This is a genomic window from Streptomyces sp. NPDC028991, from assembly GCF_055564775.1.
This window is the reverse complement of record NZ_JBVHVP010000040.1, coordinates 1-23,529: the sequence shown is the minus strand read 5'-3', so window position 1 is coordinate 23,529 and position 23,529 is coordinate 1. Positions and strand designations below refer to the sequence as shown.

Sequence of the window (23,529 nt, the reverse complement as noted above, 5' to 3'; positions counted from 1 at the left end):
CCGGTGCCCGCGCGGCGGACAGCGCCGGACCTCGCCACGGGCACGGACGGCCTCCGGTCCCCGCGTCTCCGGTGGCCGACGGCCCGCACGCCGTGCCCGAACGGGCACGCCCGCCGCCGTTTCGGGCAGGAGGCGTGCCGGTGCCCGCGCGTGTGTCCGCACGTACGGCGGGCAGGGCGCGGGGCCGGGCGGAAGCGGTCGGTCACCGGGCACCGTCGGCGGCGACGTCGGTCTGCCCGGCCGTGCCGCCGGCGGCGTCCTCGGCGAGGTCGGCGCCGTCCATGAGGCGGAACAGCTCCTCGTCGGACGCGGCATCCAGGTCCAGTGGACCGGCGGCGCCGGCCGTCGTTCCGTTCCGGGCGGGGGCCCAGCGGCCGGCCAGGGCCCGCAGCCGGGCTCCCGTACCGGTGTCGAGGGCGGAGCCGGAGACGAGCAGTGCCTCCAGCTCGTCCACGAGGGAGGCCGCGTCCCGAGGGTGCCGAGGACCGGAGGGCCGGAGTCCGGCGCACACGAGGCGGGCGACGGCGGCGGGGGAGGGGTGGTCGAAGACCAGGGTCGGAGGCAGCCGCACGCCGGTGGCGGCGGTGAGGCGGTTGCGCAGTTCCACGGCGGTCACGGAGGTGACGCCGAGGTCGGTGAAGACGGTGTCCGTCCCGGCGTCGGCGGGGAGTCCGCCGCCCACCACGGCCGCCAGTTCGCCCCGCACCAGCTCGGTGACCAGGGCCTCGGCCTCGTCCTCGGACAGGGCGGCCAGCCGTTCCGCCAGCTCCGCCCGGGTGTCCCCGGCCGTGGCGACCGCCGCCGGCAGCCCCACGGCCACCGCCGTGGCGGGCACCGAGGCGAGCCAGTACGCCTCGTGCTGGAAGGCGTAGGTGGGCAGATCCACCGCGCGCGCTCCCGGCAGGACCGCTCGCCAGTCCACCGGCAGACCGGCCGCGTGCAGGCGTACGGCGGTGGTGAGAAGGGCAGCCGCCTCCTCCTCGCCGTCCCCGCCGCGCAGCGCCGGCTCCACCAGGGGTGCGGCGGTCGGCTCCCCCTCGCCCAGGCACTCCTGGACCATCGGGGCGAGCGCGGCCTCCGGGCCCAGCTCGACGTAGACGGCGGTGCGCTCCTCGGCCAGCCGGCCGACCGCGTCGGCGAACCGCACCGTGTCCCGGACGTGGCGTACCCAGTGCTCCGGGTCGCGGGCCTCCCGCGCGGTGAGCGGCCGGCCGGTGACGCAGGAGACGAGGGGCACGGTGGGCGCGTGGAAGGAGAGCCCGGCGACCGTCTCGCGGAAACCGGCGAGCATCGGCTCCATCAGCGGTGAGTGGAAGGCGTGGCTGACCGCGAGGAGCCGCGTCCTGTGCCCGGCGGCGGACAGTTCGGCGATCAGCTCCGACAGGGGCTTGACCGCACCGGACAGGACCACGGAGCGGGGCCCGTTGACAGCGGCGACGGCGACCTCGTGGGTACGGTCCGCGAGCAGGGGCAGGACCTCCGCCTCGGAGCAGCCCACCGCGGCCATGGTCCCGCCCGGTGGCAGCGCCCGCATCAGCCGGCCGCGCGCCGCGACCAGGGCACAGGCGTCCCGCAGCGACAGCACGCCCGCCACGTGGGCGGCGGCGATCTCGCCCACCGAATGCCCCACCAGCCGGTCGGGGACGATCCCCCAGGACTCGAGGAGCCGGTACAGGGCCACTTCGAAGGCGAACAGTGCGGGCTGGGCGTAGCCGGTGCCGTCGAGCGAGGCGGCCTCCCCGCTGTCCGGGGCTGCCCACATGACCTCGGCCAACGGCCGTTCCAGCAGCGGATCGAGGAGGGCGCACACCTCGCGCAGGGCGGCGTCGAAGGCGGGGAAGGCGGCGGCGAGCCCACGGCCCATCCCCAGGCGCTGGCTGCCCTGTCCGGTGAAGACGAACGCCGCCTCCGCCGTACCGCCCGTCAGGGCGCGGACGGCGCTCCCTGGTGCCTCCCCGCGCGCGAACGCCTCCGCGGCGGCCCGGAGTCCGTCCCGGTCGTCGCCCGTCAGCAGGGCCGCGCGCGGGTGCAGCGTACGGGTGGTGAGCAGGGAGTAGGCGATGTCCCGGCCGGACACCTCGGGGTGCGCGGCGGCGTAGGCGGCCAGCCGCCGGGCCTGTCCGCGCAGCGCGTCACCGTCCTTCGCCGACACCAGCCACGGCACGGCGGCCGGGTGAGCGAGAGCCTCGGCCGCCGAGTCGTCGCCCGGCTCCTGAACGGGATCCGAGTCCGAGTCCGAGTCCGAATCCGAACCCGGATCCGGGGCCTCGGCGAGGACCAGGTGGGCGTTGGTCCCGCTGATACCGAAGGAGGAGATCCCGGCGCGGCGCGGCCTGCCGTCCTCGCGGGGCCAGGCCCGGGCCTCGGACAGCAGCCGTACGGCGCCCCGGCCCCAGTCCACCCGCGTGGTCGGGGTGTCCGCGTGCAGGGTGCGCGGGAGCAGGCCGTGCCGCAGGGCCAGCACCATCTTGATCACGGCGGCGGCGCCCGCGGCGGCCTGGGTGTGCCCGAGGTTCGACTTGACGGAGCCCAGCCACAACGGCCGTCCCGCCGGCCGGTCCTGCCCGTAGGTGTCCAGCAGGGCCTCCGCCTCGATGGGGTCGCCCAGGGCGGTGCCGGTGCCGTGCGCCTCGACCGCGTCCACCTCGTCGGCGCTCACCCCGGCGTCGGCCAGGGCCTGACGGAGGACCTGGCGCTGGGCGGGGCCGTTGGGTGCGGTGAGGCCGTTGCTCGCACCGTCCTGGTTGACGGCGGAACCCTGGATCACGGCGAGGACGGGGTGGCCGTTGCGGCGGGCGTCGGAAAGCCGTTCGAGCAGCAGCAGGCCCACGCCCTCGGACCAGGCGGCGCCGTCGGCGCCCTCGCCGAAGGACTTGCAGCGGCCGTCCGGCGAGAGGCCCCGCAGCCGGGAGAAGCCGGTGAAGGCGGCCGGGGTCGCCATCACCGCGACCCCGCCGGCCAGCGCCAGGTCCGACTCCCCGGCCCGCAGGGAGCGGCAGGCCAGGTGCAGGGCGACCAGGGAGGACGAGCAGGCCGTGTCCACGGTGAGCGCCGGGCCGTTCAGACCGAGGGCGTAGGCGATACGACCGGACAGCGCGCCGCCCGCGGTGCCCACCGGCAGCAGGCTCTCCAGGGCCCCGGCCGCGTCGGCCGCCCCCGCGGCGTAGTCGTGGTACATCGCGCCGGTGAACACGCCGGTGCGGCTGCCGCGCAGCGTCGCGGCGTCGATCCGGGCGCGCTCCACGGCCTCCCAGGCGGTCTCCAGCAACAGCCGCTGCTGCGGGTCGGTGGCGAGGGCCTCCCGCGCGGACATCTGGAAGAACCCGGCGTCGAAGTGGGCCGCGTCGTGCAGGAAGCCGCCCTCGCGGGCCACGGAGGTGCCGGGGGCGTCGGGATCGTCGTCGAAGAGGGCGTCCAGGTCCCAGCCCCGGTCCTCGGGGAAGGCGGACACGGCGTCGGTGCCCTCGCGCAGCAACTCCCACAGGGCTTCGGGGGAGTTCGCGCCGCCGGGCAGGCGGCAGGCCGTGGAGACGATCGCTACCGGGTCGCCGTCACCGGCCGCCGTACCGTCCGGTCCCGTCACCCGGACCGCCTCGCGGGGCCGGTCCGGTCCGGCGAGTTCGCGGGCCAGGGCGGCGGGGGTGGGGAAGTCGAAGGCGAGGCCCGCGGGCAGCGGCAGGCCGGTGGCCTCGGCCAGCACGTTGCGCAGCCGCACCGAGGCGACCGAGTCCAGCCCATGGGCGCGGAACGTGGTGTCCGGACCGATGGGCGCCGGTGGCGTACCACCGTCCTCGCCCCGGCCGGAGACGGCGGTGACCTCGGTGACCGAGGCGATGACCAGGTCGAGTGCGGTCCGCAGGCCGGGGCGGACCGCGTCGGCCGGCAGGGACGCGGGTTGCGCGGCGGCCTCGGCGAGGAGCCGTTCGAGCGCCAGCCGGTTGATCTTCCCGGCGGGGGTGCGGGGCAGTTCGGGCAGCACCACGAGCTCCAGCGGGATCTTGTACTCCGCGGTGCCCAGGCCGCGCAGGAACGCCGTGGCCTCGTCGAGTCCGACGGTGCCGCGCGGACGGCCCGGTGTACCGCCCGAAGCACCGGCGGCGCCCGGGACCCCGTCCTCCGCCGGCCGCTCGGTGACCACGAGTACCGGGTACTCGCCCAGCCGCGGGTCCGGTTTGGCGACGACGGCGAGCGGGCCGATGCCGGGCAGGTCGGCGAGGAGTGCCTGGATCTCCACCGCGTTGAACTTCCGGCCGCCCACGTTGATCAGTTCGGCGGACCGGCCGTGGAAGACGACCAGTCCGTCCTCGCCGATCGAGGCCAGGTCGCCGGTGCGCAGCCAGCCGTCCCGCGACACCGCCCGCCCGGTCAGCTCGGGCTCGCCGAGGTAGCCGCGGAACATGCTGGGACTGCGGTAGTGCAGTTCGCCGGGTTCGCCGGGCGGGCACGGGCGGCCGTCCTCGTCCAGGACGCGCATCTCGGCGTCCCGCGTGGGGCGGCCCACGCTGCGGGAGGCCACGTCCGGCGGGTCCCCGGCCAGGCTGCTGGTGCCGTTGCCGGCCTCCGACATGCCCCACACCACCACCAGAGCCGTGTCCAGGGCCTCGCGCACCGAGCGCACCAGCGCCGGGGGCAGGGCGGCACCCGCGGTGAGGACCCGGTCGGGACGGAAACCCGCGCCGTCGGCGAAGTCCGCCGCCCGGGAGACCACGTCGTGCAGTTGGGCGGGCACCGCGACCACCACGGTCGGGTGTTCCCGCCGGGCCAGCGCGAAGAACCGGTCGACGTCCCAGGTGTCGAGGAGCACCTGGCGGCCCGCGCGGAACAGCGCCGAGTACGCCGACTGCAGGCCGAAGCAGTGGGTCAACGGGCACGCGGTCAGCACGGTACCGGCGTAGGCGTCGGCCGAATCCTCGGTAGCGGCCCGGGAGTTGGTGAGCAGTCCGTCGTGGGAGTGCACACAGATCTTGGGCCGCGCGGAGGTGGTGCCGGAGGACGGCAGCAGCAGGAACGGCGATTCGGGACGCACCTCGACGGGGCGGGGCCGCTGTCCGGAGAACCGCTCCAGCAGCCCGGTCACGGTCCGCGTGCCGGGGGCGGCCGTTTCGCCGGTGACCAGGACGGCGCGCAGGGCGGGCAGTGCCCCGCGCAACGCCGCCGCGGCCAGCGGTCCGTCGCCCTCCTGGGTGCGCGGCGGCAGGACGAGGGCGGCCGGGCCGACGCGCTCCAGCAGGGCCCGTACGTCGGCGGCGGCGTTGCCCTGGTGCACGGGCATGGTGACGGCCCCGGCCTCGGCGGCCGCCAGGTGCAGCGTCAGGTACTCCCAGCTGTTGGGCAGGTGCAGGGCCACCACGTCCCCGGGGGCGACCCCCGCCTCCTGAAGACCGCGCGCCAGCGCGTCCACCTCGGTCCGCCAGGCGTTCCAGGTCCGGGCGCGCTCCCCGTCGAGCAGGGCCGTCGCGTCGCCGCCGCGGCGCACCGCCGCGGCGAACACCTGCGGCAGGGTCAGCCCGTCCAGGGACCGGCCGGTGGCACCGGGCGGGTCGGTCACGTAGTCGTTTGCGTGGACGGGCACCATCACTCCCGGGATGTCGAGCGTCGCCGTCGTGCGGGGATCGGCTCAAGGCTCTTGCCGAGCGGCCCGGGTTTTCCCTAGAGATGCGGGCGGGGTACGAGTGTGCGGGAACGGGAGCCGGCCCGGGGCGGGGGCGGCTCCCGTCGCGGTCACCGGGTGCCGGCCGACTCCGCCTGTGCCACCGGTGAAGGCTCGGGGGCCGCCGCGGGGACGCCGGCGGCGGGCGGGACGAGATCCCCGCCGGGTGCCTCGCGGCCGGGGAAGCGCGCACCGAGCAGTCGCAGCATCGGGGCGGCCTTGACCGCCGTCTCCTCGAACTCGGCCGCCGGGTCGGACAGCGCGATGACGGCGCCGCCGACGCCGTAGCGCAGCCGGTCGCCGCTGAGCACCAGGGTGCGTATGACGATGGACAGGTCCACCGCGCCGGTCAGCGAGAAGTAGCCGATCGCGCCCGAGTACACGCCGCGCGGCCCGCCCTCGAGACGGTCGATGACCTGCATGGTGCGGATCTTCGGGGCGCCGGTCATCGACCCGCCGGGGAAGGCGGCCCGCACCGCGGTCACCGGGCTGGTACCCGGGCGCAGCCGGGCCCGGACGGTACTGACGAGCTGATGCACCGTCGCGTAGCTCTCCACCTGGAACACCGGGTCGGCGACGACCGAACCGACCTCGGCGCACCGCCCCAGGTCGTGCCGGACCAGGTCGACGATCATCAGGTTCTCGGCGCGGTCCTTCTCGGAGGTGGCCAGGTCCTGGATGAGCTGGGCGTCCTCCTCGGGCGTGGCGCCGCGCGGCCGCGTGCCCTTGATCGGCTTGGACTCCATGGTGCCGTGCCGGTCGATGCGCAGGAACCGCTCCGGGGAGCTGCTGAGCACCGCCAGCGGACCGAAGCGCAGGTACGCGGCGAAGGGCGCGGCGCTCAGCCGGCGCAGGGCCCGGTAGGCCTGCCAGGGATCGAGGTCGGTGCCGGCCTCGGCCATGTTGGTCAGGCAGACCTCGTAGGTCTCGCCGGCGGCGATCTCCTGCTGGCAGACGTCGATCATCTTGAGATAGGCGTCCCGGTCGTGCCGCAGCTCCACGGGCCCCGCGCTGCACTCGGGTGCCGGGGGGCACGGTGCCGGCGGCCGTCCGGCGATGCCGTGCAGGGACGCGGCGGCATCGGCGAGCCAGGCGCGCGCGGCGTCCTCGTCGCCGTCCTCGGCCAGCGCGAGCAGGTACCCGGTGTCGGTACGGTGGTCGAGGACCAGGGCGCGGTCGGCGAAGACGAGGACGGCGTCCGGGTCGGGGGAGCGGTGGGCGGCGTCGCCGCCGCACTCGGCCTTGAGCTCGTAGCCCAGGCAGCCCACCCAGCCCAGGGCGAACTCGAAGGGCAGCTCGGGCACGTCGGTGCGCAGCCCCGCCAGGTCGTTCTCCAGCCAGGACAGGAAGGACCCGGAGACGGTGCGGCTGGTGCCGTCGGCGGTGACCGTCACGGTGCCGGCCTGCACGTCGGCCCGGGCGATCCGGGCGAGGGGGCCCGAGGCGTCACCCATCACCGACAACTGGCCCAGCCGGCCGCCGGGGCGGCTGCTGTCCAGCCAGAAGGGGTGCTCGCCGGTGCGGAACAACGTGTCGAAGGCGACCTCCGCGTCCCAGCGCGCCGGCAGCCGCTCGGCGAGCACCCGCAGCCGCCGGACGGCGCCGGGCGCGTCCGGGCCGCACCGCTCGGCGGGAGCGGACGTGCCGCCGACGGCGGGCGCGGGGGTGGTGTCCGCCGGGCCCGCGCCGCCGCGCCGGGAGGAGTGGTACCGCTCGGTGAGCCGGCGGAAGTTGTCCAGGAGGCGGTGCCCCTCCTGGGTGCCGATCGACTCCGGATGGAACTGCACGCCCCACAGCGGCAGCGTGCGGTGGCGCAACGCCATCAGCACCCCGTCCGACGACCAGGCGGTGGCCTCGATCTCCGGCGGCAGGTCGGTCACCGCCAAGGAGTGGTAGCGCACCACCTCCAGCGGGAGGGACAGCCCCTCGAAGAGGCCGGTGCCGTCGTGCCGCACGGCGGAGGTCCGGCCGTGGCGCGGCTCGGGCGCGCGGCCCACGCGCGCGCCGTGGGCGAGTGCCATGCCCTGGTGCCCCAGGCAGACGCCGAGCACGGGCAGCCGTCCTTCCTCCGCGATGGAGGCGCACAGGCCGAAGTCGGCGGGCCGGTGCGGGGTGCCGGGCCCGGGGGAGAGCACCACGTTGTCGAACGCGTCGAGCAGCCCGGGCCGCCAGGCCGGATCGTCGTTGCGGATGACCTCCGGCTCCCGCCCGTTGACCCGGGACAGGTAGTGGAAGAGGTTGTAGGTGAAGGAGTCGTAGTTGTCGACGAGAAGTGTGCGCATGGTGTCCTTGTCCGGGGGCGCGGGAGCGGAAAGTGACGTGAGGGCGACGGACGGGGTCGCCGTCCGGCCGTGTGCGGGCTCTCCGGTGATGCGTCGGCCACGGCTGCGGTGAGCGGACTCGGGCACGGCACCGACGGGCGTACGCCGGTCACGGCTCCAGCACCGGCCCGGGCGGCGGTCCGTCCCTCGCCCGGGCGGGGCGCTCAGGAAGCGGTGGCCGGCGGGGCCGGGTCGAGGGCGCGTCCGATCTCGGCCTGGACCGCCGAGAGGTGCTGGGTGAGGAAGAAGTGGCCGCCGTCGAACACCCGCAGCCGGAACGGCCCCGTCGTGTGCTCCTGCCAGCGCTCGGCCTCCGCGACGGTGGTCAGCGGGTCGTCCCGGCCGGTGAGGGCGGTCAGGGCGCAGCGGATTCGGCGGTCGGCGGGGCAGGAGTAGGTCTCGATGGCGCGGTAGTCGCCGCGCAGCGCGGGCAGCGCCATGCGCAGGATCTCCTCGTCGCCGAGGACACCGGCGGCGGTGCCGTTCAGCCGCTTCATCTCGGCGACGATCCCGTCGTCGTCACGCAGGTGGACCTCCTCGGCGCGGGTGGTGGAGGGGGCCCGGCGGCCGGAGACGAGCACGGTGTGCGGGCCGGCGTCCCGCTGCTCCAGGCGCCAGGCCGTCTCGAAGGCGAGGGCGGCGCCCATGCTGTGCCCGAAGAACACCGTCGGCCTCTCGTCCAGAGCGAGGAGCTGCTCGGTGATCAGGTCGGCCAGGATGCCGAGATCCGTGACGCAGGGCTCCTTGCGCCGGTCCTGGCGGCCGGGGTACTGCAGGGAGACGACCTCGGCCTTCGGTGCGAAGCGTGCCGAGACCGGGTGGTAGAAGCTGGCGGAGCCGCCGGCGTGCGGGAAGCAGACCAGCCGGACGGCGTCGGTGCCGGCCGGGTGATAGCGCCGCAGCCACAGGGCCCGGGTGTCCTCAGCGGTGGTCACGGTGTGTGTCCTTCCGGTGTTCTTGCTCTGGTGGTTCCGGCTCGGCGGTGCCGCCGGCCGGGGGTTCAGTCCTCGTGGACGGTGATCGAGCCCGACGGGCACAGGTCGCCCGCCTCGTGGACCGCGTCCACGTCCTGGTCGCCGGGCTCCTCGCGCAGCAGGACCACGACGCCGTCGTCGTCCTGGTCGAAGACGGCGGGGGCGTTGAGCACGCACTGGCCGGCGCCGATGCACCGCTCGCTGTCGACGGTGACACGCATGATCGTCTGGCTCCTCGGAGGAAGGGCGGGGGTGGGCCGCGCGGGGGTGGTACCGGCGGCTACCAGCGCACCGGCAGTTCGTGCAGTCCGAACAGGATCCCGTCGTACTTGAAGGCCAGATCCTCCAGCGGGACGGCCAGTTCCAGGGTGGGGACGCGTTCGAACAGCTTGCGGTAGGCGACGTCCATCTCGACCCGGACCAGGTTCTGGCCCAGGCACTGGTGGACGCCGTAGCCGAACGCCACGTGCCGCCGCTCGGACCGCTCGGGGTCGAAGGCGTGCGGGCAGCCGAAGACCTCCGTGTCGTGGTTGGCGGCGGCCAGCAGCGGGACGATGCCCTCGCCCTTGCGGATCGACTGGCCCGCGATCTCCACGTCGTCCACCGCGACGCGCAGCGCCACCATGTCGGCCACCGAGTGCAGCCGCAGCAGCTCCTCCACGGCCCGCTCGTCGCCGGCCCACTGCGGGTGGGAGAGCAGGGTGACGACCCCGAGCCCGATGTTGTTGGCGGTGGTCTCGTGCCCGGCGATCAGCAGGAGCAGCAGGACACCCGAGAGTTCCTCGTGGCTGAGCTGCCCCGTCGACAGCAGGCGGCTGATCAGGTCGTCGCCGCGCCACTTGTCCTTGATGGCGATCAACCGGTTGATGTAGCGCAGGAGCTGGCGGGTGGCGGTGGCGCGCTGCTCGTCGGTGGAGGTGCGGATGGCGACCAGGGTGCGGGTGCGGGACTCGAAGAAGTCCCGGTCGGCCGGCGGCACACCGAGGAGGGAGGAGATCACCAGGGACGGCACCGGCAGCGCGAAGTCGTTGACCAGGTCCGCGGTGTTGCCGCCGGCCAGCATCGCGTCGATGCGCTCGTCCACGATCCGTTCCACGGCGGGGCGCAGCTCGCGGACGCGGCGCACCGTGAACTCGGGGATGAGAACCTTGCGGAAGCGGTCGTGCTCGGGGGAGTCCAGGCCCACGAACCAGCCGGGGATCTGGTCCTGCTTGGGCACGCCCATCGTCTCGCCGACGTTGGGGAAGCCCTCGTTGTCGGGGTTGGCGCTGATCTTCGGGTGGGTGAGCACCGCGCGCACGTCCTCGTGCCGGGTGACCAGCCAGATCGGTACGCCGTTGGGCAGGTGGGACCGCACCAGGCCGCTGCGTCGCCGGTGGCCGGCGTACTGGGACAGCGGCAGCGGCTCCTCGGGGGTGCGCAAGGGGAAGTCGACCACCGTGGGGCCGGTGCTGGTCGTCATGTCCGCTCCTCGTTTCTCGTCGTGCGGTCGCGGTGCCGCGCCCGCGTCGGGCGGGCCGCGCGCGGGCAGGCCGGTCAGCCGGAGGTGTAGAACTCCCGGACGGCCCCGGTGATGTACTCCTGGTCGGCGGCGGTGAGCCCGGTGTGGGTGGGCAGGTACAGGCCGTCCTCGCTGAAGCGGTGGGCGTTCAGGGTCGGCCACACCGGGTCCAGGTAGCCGGGCTGGCGGCTCATCGGCTTGAAGAACAGCCGGGTCTCCACGCCGCGCGTGTCGAGGTGGGCGCGCAGTTCCTCGCGGTGCTCGGCGCGCAGGTCGTACATCCACAGCACGTCGCGGGGCGGCATCAGCGTGATGCCGGGGACGTCCTCGAGGGCGGCGTCGTATCGGGCCTCGATCTCCCGGCGTGCGGCCAGGATGTCGTCCAGGCGCTCGACCTGGGCCAGTGCCACGGCGCCCTGCATGGCGGTCATGCGGTGGTTGTAGGCCAGTTTCTTGTGCAGGAAGCTGTGGTCGCGGGTGAAGGCCATCGCCCGCAGGTGCGCGAGCTGCCGGGCGAGCCGGGGGTCGCCGGTGAGGCAGATGCCGCCCTCGCCGGCCGTGATGATCTTGTTGGCGAAGAGCGAGAAACAGGCGATGTCCCCCACCGGGCGCACCCCGTGCGCCTCGGCGGAGTCCTCCACCACCCGCAGGTTGTACTGGTGCGCGATGTCCGTGATCGTGTCCATGTCGCAGCGCCGCCCGTAGACGTGCACCGGCATGATCGCCCGCGTGCGTGGGGTGATCTTCTCCTCGACGCGGGTGACGTCGATGTTCAGGTCGTCCGCGCAGTCGACGAAGACGGGGGTGGCGCCGGTGTAGGTGACGGCCCACGCCGAGGCGATCATCGTGAACTCCGGCACGATCACCTCGTCGCCGGGACCGATGCCCAGCGCCCGCAGCGCGAGGGTGAGGGCGGCGGTGCCGGAGGAGCAGGCGACGCCGTGCGCCACGCCGTTCCACGCGGCGAAGGCCTCCTCGAAACGCCGTACGTACGGCCCTTGGGAGGAGATCCAGCCGCCGGACACGGCGTCGGTGACGTACTCCAGTTCACGGCCGGTCAGGAAGGGCCGGGAGACGGGTTGGGTGAAGGCCATGGGGTCCTCGCTGCTGTCGCTGGGCTGGGGCTCGACGGGATGCGGCCGGTGCGCCGGGCGGCTCACGCCGCCGCGAGCAGGTCGAGCACGGTGTCCGCGGCGGCCCTGCGGCCGCCGGCCGCCTTCTGCGACTCGCCCAGCCGCTCGGCCCGCTCGCGGAAGGACGGATCGGACGTGACCCGGGTCAGCTTGTCCACCACGTCGTCCGGGTCGACGGTGTACGGCCTGTCCAGGGTCAGACTGATGCCGAAGTCGCGGCCGCGGACCGCCTGGTCGAAGCAGTCCACCCACAGCGGCCGCACCACCTGCGGCTTCCCGAAGTAGACGCCCTCGTGGTAGGCGTTGCCACCGCCGTGCGAGAAGAACACCGACACCTTCGGGTGGGCCAGCACGTCCAGTTGCGAGGGCACCCAGTTCTCCACCCGCAGGTTCGGCGGCAGCAACGCGGCCGGCGGCAGCAGGTGCTGCTGCTCCTCCGGCAGCTTCCACAGGAACTGGTGCGTGCCCGACATCCGCCGGGCCACTTCCACCAGCGCACCGACCTCCTCGCGGGTGAGACGGGTGATGGTGCCGAAGCCCATGTAGACGACCGAGGTCTGCTCGTCCAGCCACCCCGCCACCGCGCGGTCGTCCGGGGCCTCCGGCAGCGGCGGCAGCACGGCTCCCACCAGACGCACCTTCTCGGGGATGTCGAAGGGGTAGTCCAACTCCGCGATGGACGCGCACAGCACGGCGGCGGCCTCGTCCACCCGCGTCATCGCGTTGGGCGGGGCGATGCCCAGCTCCTTGCGGATCGCCGCGTCCTCGCGCAGCACCCTGCCCATCTCCGGGTGCAGGAACATGCCGAGCGTGCGCCACTTGAACAGCGCGTTGGCCAGCTTCTGGCGGCCCGACATCGCCAGCGGCAGGCCCGAGTTGGGCACGGGGAAGTTCTTCGGGGTGTACGAGGCGCCGAAGGGATTGTGCGAGGTGAGCACGTTGCTGGCGACGAACGGCACGTTGAGCACGTACGGGATGCCCCGGGCCAGCGCCAGGTCGACCGCGAAGCCGGCCACGCAGTCCACGACCATCAGCGCCGGCCGCACCTCGTCCACCACGCGCTCCAGCTCGCGGTACTTGCGCGCCTGGAGCGCCGGCTTGTAGGACTGGCGCACCACCGCGCGGTGCGCCCTGAACCGCGAGGACTGCGTGACCTCGCGGTACACCGCGTCGTCCCAGGTCACCGCGGACAGTTCGGACACCACCTCGCCCAGTGAGGCGAAGGACACCGCGGAGTCGGCGGCGAGGGCCTCCACGTCCTTGCGCCGGTGCTCGTCGGTGGCGAACCACAGGTCGGGCACGCCGCGCCGGGCCAGCTCCCCGGCCAGCACCAGCAACGGGTTGAGCAGCCCGCTCTCGGGGAGGCTGACGAAGAGGATCGGCCGAGCGGCGGAATCCATGAAGGCCCTTTCACGAAGTGACTGCCGTGGTGCGCCGCGGCCCGCCGGTCAGGCGTGCGACGGGCACGGAGGCGCGCTGATGTGCGGCCTGCCGGCCGGGCGGACACGGAGGATGCCGACCGCACCACCACTTGATCTCACGGCCGCGACGGGGGAATTCCTTAGATTTCTCGCTCCAGGGGAGCACGGAGCCTCTCCGGGGCGTACATGTGACATATACGTAGGCATGGCGCGGGGAGGAGCAGGGCAGTCGTCCGGTCACCGCCGGCGGGCGGGGCTGCGGCGCCGGGCCGGCACCGCGGCACGTGGGCCACCGCGCCATCCGCCTTGTACGACGCGAGGGAGAACAAGTGACCGACCGGGCCGGCGCCGCGCATCCCGTCCTGCCAGTAATCGGGCGGACCGAGCACCTCAAGGCCCTGGCCGGGCACGCCGCGGCCGCCCGGTCCGGACAGCCTCGCCTGGTGCTCCTGGACGGCCCGGCAGGGGCGGGCAAGACGACCCTGCTGCGCGCTGCCCTGGCCGCCGACGGCCCCTTCGCGGACATGACCGTCCTGCACGGCTCCTGCCGTGCCGTCGAGGCGGCCACCGGCTACAGCGGCGTGCGCGCCCTGTTCGGCCCGCTCGGCCTGACCCGCCGCAGGGGCCGCACCTCCGCCCTGCTGGCCGGCGGCGCGCGGCACGCCCTGCCCGCTCTCACCGCCGCACCCCAGGAGGGCGACGCCATGCCCGGCGACGCCTTCTCGATACTGCAGGGCCTGTACTGGCTGGCCGCCAACCTCATGGCCGACGGCCCCCTCGTCCTCGTCCTGGACGACGCCCACTGGTGCGACGAACGCTCCCTGCGCTGGCTGGACTTCCTGCTGCGCCGGGCCGACGGCCTGCCGCTGCTCGTGGTGGCCGCCCACCGCACCGAAGCCGATCCCGCCGCCCCCGACGCGCTCGCCGACCTGGTCGCCCACCACCTGCCGGCGCCGCTGCGCCTCGGACCGCTGGACACACCGCAGATCGCCGAACTGGCCGGCCTGGTCTTCCCCACGCAGCAGCCCCGGCCGGCGTTCGTCGACCGTCTGGCGGCCCTGACCGGCGGCAACCCCCTACAGGTCATACGCCTGCTGAGCGATCTGCGCTCGGCCGGTCTCGGCCCCGACGACGCGGGGGAACGCCAGATCACCGAGATCGGCGGGAGGACCGTCGCCGCCTCCGTGCACCGGATGCTGGAGCACCAGCCGGACTGGGTGGCCCGGGCGGCCCGCGCCCTGGCCGTGCTCGGCGACGAGGACACCGCCTACCTCGCCGCCCTGGCCGGACTGTCCGCCCTGCACGTCGAGGAGGCGGTGGACATACTGCGGCACGCCGGCCTGGTCCGGGCCGACCGCCACGAATTCGTCCACGACCTGGTGGGCGCCGCGGTCCTCGACACCCTCGGCACGGCCGGGGCGGCCGAACTGCGCCTGCGCGCCGCCCGGCTGCTCAGCGACGTCGGACGCCCGCCCGAGGAGAGCGCCGCGCAGCTGCTGCTGGTGCCGGGAGCCAAGGACCCCTGGGCCCTCGCCGTGCTGCGCGCCGCCGCCACCCAGGCCGAGCACCGGGGCGCCCCCGAAGCAGCCGCCCGCTACCTGCAACGTGTGCGCGAGGCCGAACCGGACGACCCCGCCCTGCTGACCCGACTGGCCAAGGCGTTGGCGGAGAACGACCCGGAGCGCTCACTGAGCCTGTTGCACGAGGCGCACGCCCTGACCACCGACGCGCGCGCCCGCACCACCACAGCGATCCAGCTCGCCCTGACCTGCCTGAGCGTGCAGCGGTCCACACAGGGCGTCCAGGTCCTCACCGAGTCCCTGGACGCCCTCGACGCCGAACTGGGACCCGCACCGGACCCCGCCGAACGGGAACTGCGCACGCTCGCGGAGTCGGCCCTGCTCATCGTCGGTTCCGACGAGAAGTCCACCTTCCCCCAGGCCCTGCGCCGCGCCGCCCGGACCGCCGAGCCGCCCGGCGACACTCCCGCCCAGCGCCAGCAGCTCGCCATGCTGAGCGTGCTCACCGCGGCGGACGGCGGCCGCGCCGAGGACAGCGCGCGCCGGGCCCGCCGAGCGCTGCGCACACCGGATGCTCCGCTGGGGACCTGGTCGTTGCTGCCCGCCTCGCTCGCCCTGTACCTGGCCGAGGAGGACCGGGCCGCCGACGAGGCGCTGGAGGCGGTGCTGCGGGACAGCCGGGAGAAGGCCGCGGTGTGGACGTACGCCCTGACGCTCGCCACCCGGGCGCTGTTCCGTCTGGAGAACGGCGCACTCGCGGACTCCGCGGCGGACGCGCAGACGGCGCTGGAGATCCTCGGCCGGGAACGCTGGGGGGACACCGCCACCATGGCGCACGCGGCCTACGCGTCGGCCCTCGTCGCACGTGATGAGGTGGACCACGCGGAGGAGGCGCTCGCGGCGATCAAGCGTTCCGCCCTCGACCGTTTCGTGTGGGAGTACCACTGGTACCTGATGGCGCGGGGCCGCCTCCGGCTGGCCCGCGGCGACCTGGACGGGGCGCTGGAGACGTTCTCGGCCTGCGGGGACTCGATGGAGGAGGCCGGGCTCACCAACCCCGTGTTCGTCCCCTGGTGGGTGGAGGCCGCCTGCCTCCTGGGCGGACTCGGCCGCACCGAAGAGGCGCGGGAGTTCGCCGAGCGGGGCGCCGGGCGCAGCGAGCGATGGGGGACCCGGCGCGCCCTCGGATACGCCGCCCTGGCCCGCGGCGCGAGCACGCCGGGGGCGGCCGCGGTGGAACCGCTGCGGGAGGCGGTGGCCCTGCTGCGGTCCTCACCGGCCCGCGGCCACGAGGCCCGTGCCGTGCTGATGCTGGGGCGTGCGCTGTGGGAGGCCGGGCACGCCCGGGAGGCGCGGCAGAACCTGCGCGAGGCGGTCGCGCTGGCCAGGCGCTGCGGCTGCGTGGCCCTCGCCCGGCGGGCGCGGGAGGACCTGATGGCGGCCGGCGGGCGGATGCGGGAGATCACCTCGTCCGCGCTGGACATGCTGACGGGCACGGAGCGCACGGTGGCCGGCCTGGTCGCCGCCGGAGCCGGCAACAAGGAGGTCGCGCAGTCCCTCTTCGTCACCGTGCGCACCGTCGAACTCCACCTGACCAGCGTCTACCGCAAGCTGGGAGTGCGTCGCCGTACCGACCTGTGCGCGGTCCTGCGAGCGGGCGGTGCCGCCTCCCGGTGGGCCGGAGACAGCGGATGAATAGTCAGTCAACGGATGCACAACACGTTCGACGCACGAACCACCGGTCCCACGAAAATATAAGATCGCGACATGGCACCCCCTGACCTGCCACTGCTCGAACGTGACCGTGAGCAAGCGGTTCTCTCCGCCGTCATCGGTGAACTCCGCTCCGGCCGTCCCGCCTTGGTCACCGTGACGGGAGAGCCCGGCCTGGGGCAGAACGAGTTGCTGTGCTGGGCCGCCGGACAGGCGAAGGACAGGGGAGTTCACGTACTCAGTGCCCGTGCCACCCCCGCCGAGCACGAACTGCGCTACGGAGTGGTCGCCCAACTCCTCGCGCCCGAGGACCGCGACACAGCCGCCCGCCTGTTCGTGGCCCCGCCGCGCCCCGGAGGCCTGCCCGGCCTCAACCACCTGCTCACCGCCTGCCGCGACCGGCCCACCCTCCTCGTGGTGCATGACGTCCAGTGGCTCGACCCGGCGTCCCTGCGCTGGCTGGAGGCCCTGGCCCGCCGCCTGCCCCGGGCTCCCGTCGCCCTGCTCACCAGCACCACCGGCACCGCCATCGACCGGCCCGAGTGGAGCGTGGGCACCCCGCTGACCGGGCTCGCCAGCACCATCGAACTCGCGCTGCCGCTCCTCACGGCGAGCGGCGTGGCCGCCGCCGTGCGCGCGGTCTGCGGCCCCGGCGACGCCGCCTTCACCGAGTCCCTCGCCGAAACCACCCGTGGCGTCCCGGCCGTCGTCCACGAGGTCCTGCACCGCTTCACCCGCACCGGCCGAGCCCCCCGCGCCGAGCACGTCGAACACCTCCGCGCCCTGACCGCCGAAGTGGTCGGCGATCACGCCGCCCGGGCTCTGAGCGAACTGCGCGACCCGGTCGCCGTCGATGTCCTGCGCGCGCTCGCGGTCTGCGGGGACCTGCTCGACTTCCCGCTGGTCTGCACGCTCGTCGGTCCGCATCCCGTGCCCGAGACCCGGCTGCGCGCCACCCTCGGCGCCAGCGGCCTCCTCACCACCCGCGGCGGATCGCCGTCCGGGCACGACGCCGTGGTGCGTGCCCGGATCCTGGAGGAGATGCCCGCTGCCGACCGCGCCGACCTGTACGCGCGCGCCGCCCGGCTCGCCCAGCGGGTCGCCGTGGCCGACCAGGGCATCGCCGAACTGCTGTTGCGGGCCCGCCCGGTGGGAGCGCCCTGGGCCGTGGACACCCTGCGCCGGGGCTTCGCCGCCGCGCTGCGCAGCGGCCGGCGGGACCGGGCCACCGCCTACCTCGCCCGGGCCCTGGACGAGCCGCTTCGGGCCGAGGAGAGGGGCCGCGTGGAACTCCAGCTGGCCTCGGTGCAGATGGTCACCGCCCCCGTGGCCGCCGAGCGTCGCCTGCACGGCCTCATCCGCTCCGCCGACACCCGCGCCGGCCTGCGCTCCCAGGCAGTCGACCTGTGCCTCCTCGGCGGCGACACCCGCGCCGCCCGCCTCGCCCAGCCCGCCGCTCCCGGCACGCTCGGCACAGCCGCCGCAACGCGCGCTCCCGACGACGCCGTGCCCGGGGCCAAGCGAGGGAGGGACGCGGTGAGCCCACCCCCCTCCGGCGACCAGGCGGTGAGAGGCGCCGCGACCGCTCCCGGGGGAACCGCGCCGAAGCAGGCGTCACGAAACGACTCCGGCGACCACCTCGAGAACACCGAGAACACCGAGAACACCGAGAACACCGAGAACACCGAGAACACCGAGAACACCGAGAACACCGAGAACACCGAGAACACCGAGAACACTGAGAACACTGAGAACACTGAGAACATTGGTTTAATTGACAACGATGCCACCGTCAGCGAGCGGCACGAGCTGATCGCCCTCCTGCGGGTCGCCCGGTTCCTGCGCCACGACGAGAACTGTCTGGACGTCCACCCCGCGCCCGCTCTGCCCGAGCACTCGCACAGCCCCGCCGTCGCCGGGGTGCGAGCCTGGGAACACGCTGTGGCCGGCGTCCATCTCGAAGCGTCCCGCCGACTGGCCAGGGCCGCCTTCGCGCCCGATCCCAGCGGCCGCCCTCCCCTCGTGACGCCCCGCCTGTTCGCGTGCCGCGCGCTCTTCCTCACCGACGACGGCGACGAGGCCGAGGCCCACCTCGCCACTCTGCTCAACGAGGCCCACCGGCAACGCGCCGCCATAACCATCGCCCACGTCCTGGCCGTCCGCGCCGACCTGCACATCCGGCACGGCCGCCCCGACGCGGCCGCCCGCGACCTGGCCGCCGCCGAGGCGGAACTGCCGCTCGCCCGGCTCCACCCGCTGTTCGTCCCCTACTGGGCCTCGCTCAACCTGGTCGCGGACCTCCTGAACGGCCGCGCCGACCGGGCGCACGCGATCGCCGCCCGCCCCGTCCCGTCCCTCGCCGAGGAGTGCGCCACCAGCGCCTACCTGCTCTTCGCCCGTGGCGTGCTGGCCCGTTCCCAAGACGATCCGCACCGGGCGCGCGCGTTCTTCCGCGCCTGCGGGCGCTGGATGCTGCACTACGGCTGCGTCAACCCGGCGGTGCTGCCCTGGCGTTCCCTCGCCGCCGAGGCCGCCCACGCCCTCGGTGACGACGCGGAGGCCCTGCGCCTGTCCCGGGAGGAACTGCGGCTCGCCGCCCGTTGGGGCACTCGCAGTGCCCTCGGCCGCGCGGAACTCAGCCTGGCGGTGGTGATCGGGGAGAACCGTGCCGAACACTTCCGCGCCGCCGTCGCCACCCTCAGCGAATCGCCCGCTCGCGCCGCCTACACCCGCGCCGTGCTCGAACTGGCCGCCGCGGAGAGCGCGGAGGCCGAGCGCAGAACCGCCCTGGCCCTCACCTCCCGCAGAGCCCCCACCGCCGGTGGTGTCGTTCCCGGCCCGCTCAGCGGCTTCACCCAGGGCCGGCCCGCGCCCGCCGGCCGACCGCCCGGGCGGGGGACACCCGCCCCGCACGGCGCGGCGCCGCACCTCCGGCAACGCCCACCGGCCGGCTGGCCCGCTCTGAGCCCCGCCGAACACGAGACCGCCCTCCTCGCCGCCCGCGGTCTGGGCAACCGGGAGATCGCCGCCACCTTGTCGGTGACCACCCGCGCGGTGGAACTGCGCCTCAGCGGCGTCTACCGCAAGCTCCGCATCCGCGGACGCGAGGAACTGCGCGCACTGAGCCACGGACCGGAGGGCGGCTGACCCCATGCTGCTGGAACGCAACACCGAGATCACCCTGGTAGACGCCGCACTGGGCGCCGCCGCCGAAGGGCGGTCCTCCCTCGTGGTGGTCACCGGGCCCCTCGGCATCGGACGCTCGGCGCTGCTGCAGCGGCTGTCCGCGGTCGGTGAAGGTCAGGAGGACGTCCGGGTGCTGCGCGCCAACGCCGCACCCATGGAGCAGGACTTCGCCTTCGGCGTCGTACGGCAGCTCTTCGAACCCCTGCTGAGCGACTCGCCCCAGGACGTCCGCGACCGCTGGATGGACGCCCACGCCTCCTTCGCCCGGCACGTCCTGGCCGACGACGTCACCTCACCCGGCGCCGACCAGGCGATCGCCGCCACCGAAGCCGTCCTGCACGGACTGTTCTCGCTGCTGGCCAACGTCAGCGTCGACAGCAGACTGCTGGTCCTCGTCGACGACCTCCAGTGGTCCGACGTGCCCTCGCTGCGCTGGCTCACCTTCCTGGCCAAACGGCTGCACGGGCTGCGGGCCGTCGTGGTCTGCGCCCTGCGCGACGGCGACCCCCGCACCAACCACTCCTTGATCCGCGAGCTGCGGGAGGCCGCCACCCAGACCCTGCGGCCGGCCTCCCTGAGTCTGGAGGCCGCCCGTACGCTGGTCCGTGACCGCTTCGGCGAAGCGGGCGACGAGGAATTCGTCCAGGCCTGCCACGAGGCCTCCGCCGGAAACCCCTTGTTCCTGATGTCGACCCTGGTCGGCACCGACCTCGTCGGCCGCCGCCCGCAGGCCGAACACGCCGATGCCACCCGGAGGCTGAGCCCGTCCCAGCTGCGGGAACACATCGCCAGCAGCCTGCGCCCCCAGCCCGCGCCGGTACGCGATCTCGCCGCCGCCATCGCCACCCTCGGCGAACAGGGCGACGTCGCCATCCTGACCCGCCTGGCGAAACTGGACAGCATCGGCTACTCCGGAGCCCTGCGCGCCCTATCCGCCCTGGGCATGCTCACCTCCGCACACGAACCGCGCTTCACCCACCGCGCCGTCGGCGACGCCGTCGAGTCCACCCTCACCATGGACCAGCGCGAGCGGCTGCACGACGAGGCCGCCGCCCTCCTGTACGCCTCGGGCAGCCCCGCCGAGCAGGTCGCCGCCCAGCTCATGGCCGTCGTCACCCGGCACCAGCCCTGGGCCGTCGACGTCCTGAGCGCCGCCGCCGACACCGCCCTGCGCCGAGGCGCACCCGACACAGCCGCCCGCTACCTGCGGCGCGCCCTGCTGGACAGCCCCGCCGAAGGCATCACGCGCGCCCGCCTCCTGGTCGAACTCGGCACCGCGGAAAGGGACTTCGACCCACTTGCCTGCGAGCGGCACATCGCCCAGGCCATGACCCTGTTCGCCGAACCGCGGGACCGGGCCGTGGCCGCGCTGCGCATCTCACCCACCCCGCTCGGCCCCACCCCGCTCACCGTCGTCGACCTGCTGCGCCAGGCAGCCGAGGGACTCGGTCCGGCGTCCCGGCTCACCGGCCTCGACCGCGACCTCGCGCTGCGCCTGGAGGCCCGGCTGCGGCACTGCGGTCACGAGGACCCCTTCGAGCTGGCCGCGGCCGCCGAACGGCTGAAGGAACTCGGGCCCGAACCACCCGTGGACAGCGGCGCGGAGCGCGAACTGACGATCGCCCTGCTCGGTGCCGTCACCCTCGGCTGCCGGCTGCCCGCCACCGAGGTGGTGCGGCTGGCGAAACGCATCCTCGACCGAGAACCCGCCACCTCCGCGCGCGTCCACTCCACCCTCCCCTTGGTGATCATCACGATGATCGCCGCCGACTCGGTGGAGACCGTCGACTCCTGGCTCGCTGTCGAGGACCGTGCCCACCAGCGGCGCGCCACCCCCGCCGACGCGCTCGCCCATATCGAGCAGGCCCTCGTCCACCTGGGCCGCGGCCGGCTCGCCCAGGCCCGCGAATGGTCCGAGACGGCGCTGGGCATGACCGAGACCGACCACCACTACCTGGGCACGGTGGCGACCATGACCCACGCCATCGTCGCCCTGGAGTCCCGCGACCCGTCCCTCGCCGAGCGCGTGCTGCACCGTGCCGACCGGACCCGGCTCCAGGGCCTTCCCCTCACCGGCCTGCTCCGCCTGCTGGAAGCCACCGGAGAGATCGCCGCGGGCGATCACACCGGAGCCCTCGACTCACTGCAGTCCTGCGGCCGCCAGATGGAGGCCGCAGGCTGGCACAACCCGGTGCTCTTCCCCTGGCGTCCGTGGACCATCAGCGTCCACCGTCGCATGGGTGACACCCGCGCCGCCCGGGTCCTGGCCGAGGAGGAGTACGCCCGCGCCGAACAGTGGGGCGCGCCCGTCGGCGTCGGCCGGGCCCTGCGGTTGCTCGGCCGGCTGGAGGAAGGCGGGCGGGGCACCGCCCGGCTGCGTGAGGCGGTCACCGTGCTGCGCGGCTCCGCCAACCAGTTGGAGCTGGCCCGGGCGCTGCTCTCGCTCGCCGAACGCCTGGGCGGCGGCCCCGAGCCGGAGGCGCTGGCCCGCGAGGCCGCCACCCTGGCGACCGCCTGCGGTGTCCCCGCGCTGGCCGAGCGCGCCATCCGCGGCACCATGAGGACGCCCATGTACACGGTGTCGCCGGAGAGCGTGCTCACCCCGACCGAGCGCCGGGTGGCGGGACTCGCGTGCCGCGGCCTGACCAACCAGGAGATCGCCGGCGAACTGGGCGTCAGCTCCCGTGCCATCGAGAAGCACCTCACCCACGCCTACCGGAAACTGGGCATCCCCGGACGCCGTGAACTCATCGCTCTTATTTCCCGTACGGAAAGCGCGAGTTTCCACAGGTGACTCGACGGTGAATTCGCCCGGATCGCCGTCCCCGCATATCCGGGACGAGGTCCGGGCTTTTCCGTTTCCCCTCGCGGGAGTGGCCGCCGGTCGGTAACCGCTTTCTCTTTTTCTCTGCTCGCGGAACGATGGCCGGGCTCGAGGCGTACTCCGTGTGAGCCTGCCGTGGCCTGGAGGGATGGTGCCGGTCCGCAGAGTCGAAGATGCTGTCTCTTTTGGCTCGATCTGGAGGAGTTCCGCCGGTCGGGACGGTGCCGGAAGGTTCGGCGCCCGACACCGAACCTTCCCGACCGAACCCCTTCGGTGCGGAACCGTACCCACCGAAGAAGTCACCGCAGTATTAGCAGGTCAGGTCGGTTTCGCGTTGACCCGTCATCGTCGACGTTCGTAATATCCCAATGTCTTCTTTTCTGTCGCATCCTTTTTCGCCAGGCCAGGCGCTTACCTGGCCCTCCTCCTAAAGCACCGATAGAAGAAGGGTTTTGAGTTCCTTGGCGCCGACCCCCCACGCCACGCTCATGGACCGCTCCCCCGTGACCGGTCCGGCCGGCACACCCGAGCCGGCAGACGGCCGCACCGACGGCTTCGACCGGGCTGACGCCTATATCGCCTGCCTGGACCCCGCCCTCACCATCCAGCAGGTCAACCAGGAGTTCGACCGCCGCTTCGGCGGACCGTCCTCCGGTCTCTGCGGCCGGCACTTCTGCGACCTGATCCACCCCAGCGTGCGGCCACCGCTGATGCAGCAGTTCTCGCGCATGCTGGAGGGCAAGCGGCAGCGCTTCCTCACCGACGTCATCGCCGTCGACCGGGAGAGCAGCGCCTCCGCGCTCCCGCTGCGCGCCATGGCCGTCCAAGGCGGCCACACCCCCGACGTGGCCGCGATCCTCGTGGTGATGTCCGGCGCGGACGAACGGACCGAGGACGCCGAGGAGATGGCACCGCGCAAGAAGCTCCTCAGCGAGATAGACGCCCGCATCCTGGAGGGCATAGCCGCCGGAGTCTCCACGATCCCCCTCGCCTCCCGCCTCTTCCTCAGCCGCCAGGGCGTGGAGTACCACGTCACCGGACTGCTCCGGGCGCTCAAGGTCCCCAACCGGGCCGCCCTCGTCTCCCGCGCCTACTCCATGGGCGTCCTCAAGGTCGGCACCTGGCCGCCCAAGGTCGTCGAGGACTACATCAAGTGAGCCGGACACCACCTGCCGTGGGGGGGGGGGGGGGGGGCCCCCCCCCCCCCCCCCCCCCCCCCCCCCCCCCCCCCCCCCCCCACCCCCCCCTCCCCCCCCCCCTCCCCCCCCCCCCCCCCCCCCTGCCCC

At 74.1% G+C, this 23,529-nt stretch carries 11 protein-coding genes; 4 read left to right on the top strand and 7 right to left on the bottom strand.

Going from position 1 to position 23,529, the window contains the following annotated elements; all coding sequences use genetic code 11:
* Nucleotides 1–202: 202 nt before the first annotated feature.
* The 7 genes from ACZ4V1_RS34870 to ACZ4V1_RS34840 form a co-directional block, all read right to left on the bottom strand.
* The gene (locus tag ACZ4V1_RS34870; RefSeq protein WP_468344839.1) at nucleotides 203–5,575 is read right to left on the bottom strand and encodes a type I polyketide synthase; all 5,373 of its coding nucleotides are present in this window, start codon (nucleotides 5,573–5,575) and stop codon (nucleotides 203–205) included.
* Nucleotides 5,576–5,721: 146 nt separating this feature from the next.
* Entirely contained in the window at nucleotides 5,722–7,932 is a 2,211-nt protein-coding gene (gene pabB / locus ACZ4V1_RS34865; protein ID WP_468344835.1) for an aminodeoxychorismate synthase component I, read from the bottom strand.
* Nucleotides 7,933–8,135: 203 nt separating this feature from the next.
* On the bottom strand, nucleotides 8,136–8,906 hold the full coding sequence (locus ACZ4V1_RS34860; protein WP_468344832.1) for a thioesterase II family protein: 771 nt from the start codon (nucleotides 8,904–8,906) through the stop codon (nucleotides 8,136–8,138).
* Between the two features lie 65 nt (nucleotides 8,907–8,971).
* On the bottom strand, nucleotides 8,972–9,166 hold the full coding sequence (locus ACZ4V1_RS34855; RefSeq protein WP_468344829.1) for a ferredoxin: 195 nt from the start codon (nucleotides 9,164–9,166) through the stop codon (nucleotides 8,972–8,974).
* 59 nt (nucleotides 9,167–9,225) lie between these two features.
* A complete protein-coding gene (locus tag ACZ4V1_RS34850; RefSeq protein WP_468344826.1) occupies nucleotides 9,226–10,407 on the bottom strand; it encodes a cytochrome P450 in 1,182 nt (393 codons plus the stop codon).
* A 74-nt stretch (nucleotides 10,408–10,481) separates the two neighbouring features.
* The gene (locus ACZ4V1_RS34845; protein WP_468344823.1) at nucleotides 10,482–11,540 is read right to left on the bottom strand and encodes a DegT/DnrJ/EryC1/StrS family aminotransferase; all 1,059 of its coding nucleotides are present in this window, start codon (nucleotides 11,538–11,540) and stop codon (nucleotides 10,482–10,484) included.
* Between the two features lie 62 nt (nucleotides 11,541–11,602).
* Nucleotides 11,603–12,979 (bottom strand): glycosyltransferase, encoded by a 1,377-nt coding sequence (locus ACZ4V1_RS34840; RefSeq protein WP_468344820.1) that lies wholly within the window; start codon nucleotides 12,977–12,979, stop codon nucleotides 11,603–11,605.
* A gap of 350 nt (nucleotides 12,980–13,329) precedes the next feature.
* On the opposite strand from ACZ4V1_RS34840, the gene ACZ4V1_RS34835 reads away from it, so the two are divergent.
* The 4 genes from ACZ4V1_RS34835 to ACZ4V1_RS34820 all read left to right on the top strand — a co-directional run bounded on the left by ACZ4V1_RS34835 (nucleotide 13,330) and on the right by ACZ4V1_RS34820 (nucleotide 23,400).
* Nucleotides 13,330–16,215, top strand: coding sequence for an ATP-binding protein (locus tag ACZ4V1_RS34835; RefSeq protein WP_468344817.1), 2,886 nt, complete (start codon nucleotides 13,330–13,332; stop codon nucleotides 16,213–16,215).
* Nucleotides 16,216–16,287: 72 nt separating this feature from the next.
* Nucleotides 16,288–19,380, top strand: coding sequence for a helix-turn-helix transcriptional regulator (locus ACZ4V1_RS34830; RefSeq protein ID WP_468344814.1), 3,093 nt, complete (start codon nucleotides 16,288–16,290; stop codon nucleotides 19,378–19,380).
* Between the two features lie 4 nt (nucleotides 19,381–19,384).
* Nucleotides 19,385–22,213 (top strand): ATP-binding protein, encoded by a 2,829-nt coding sequence (locus tag ACZ4V1_RS34825; protein WP_468344811.1) that lies wholly within the window; start codon nucleotides 19,385–19,387, stop codon nucleotides 22,211–22,213.
* A 518-nt stretch (nucleotides 22,214–22,731) separates the two neighbouring features.
* Nucleotides 22,732–23,400 carry a PAS domain-containing protein gene (locus ACZ4V1_RS34820; RefSeq protein ID WP_468344808.1) on the top strand — a complete coding sequence of 223 codons (669 nt, stop codon included), beginning with the start codon at nucleotides 22,732–22,734 and terminating at the stop codon, nucleotides 23,398–23,400.
* Nucleotides 23,401–23,529 lie beyond the last annotated feature (129 nt).

Excerpts from the sequence above, each read along its gene's own strand:
- ACZ4V1_RS34870 (WP_468344839.1), bottom strand. The coding sequence starts at position 5,575 with ATGGTGCCCGTCCACGCAAACGACTACGTGACCGACCCGCCCGGTGCC.
- pabB (WP_468344835.1), bottom strand. The coding sequence starts at position 7,932 with ATGCGCACACTTCTCGTCGACAACTACGACTCCTTCACCTACAACCTC.
- ACZ4V1_RS34855 (WP_468344829.1), bottom strand. The coding sequence starts at position 9,166 with ATGCGTGTCACCGTCGACAGCGAGCGGTGCATCGGCGCCGGCCAGTGC.
- ACZ4V1_RS34850 (WP_468344826.1), bottom strand. The coding sequence starts at position 10,407 with ATGACGACCAGCACCGGCCCCACGGTGGTCGACTTCCCCTTGCGCACC.
- ACZ4V1_RS34845 (WP_468344823.1), bottom strand. The coding sequence starts at position 11,540 with ATGGCCTTCACCCAACCCGTCTCCCGGCCCTTCCTGACCGGCCGTGAA.
- ACZ4V1_RS34840 (WP_468344820.1), bottom strand. The coding sequence starts at position 12,979 with ATGGATTCCGCCGCTCGGCCGATCCTCTTCGTCAGCCTCCCCGAGAGC.
- ACZ4V1_RS34830 (WP_468344814.1), top strand. The coding sequence starts at position 16,288 with ATGGCACCCCCTGACCTGCCACTGCTCGAACGTGACCGTGAGCAAGCG.
- ACZ4V1_RS34825 (WP_468344811.1), top strand. The coding sequence starts at position 19,385 with ATGCTGCTGGAACGCAACACCGAGATCACCCTGGTAGACGCCGCACTG.
- ACZ4V1_RS34820 (WP_468344808.1), top strand. The coding sequence starts at position 22,732 with ATGGACCGCTCCCCCGTGACCGGTCCGGCCGGCACACCCGAGCCGGCA.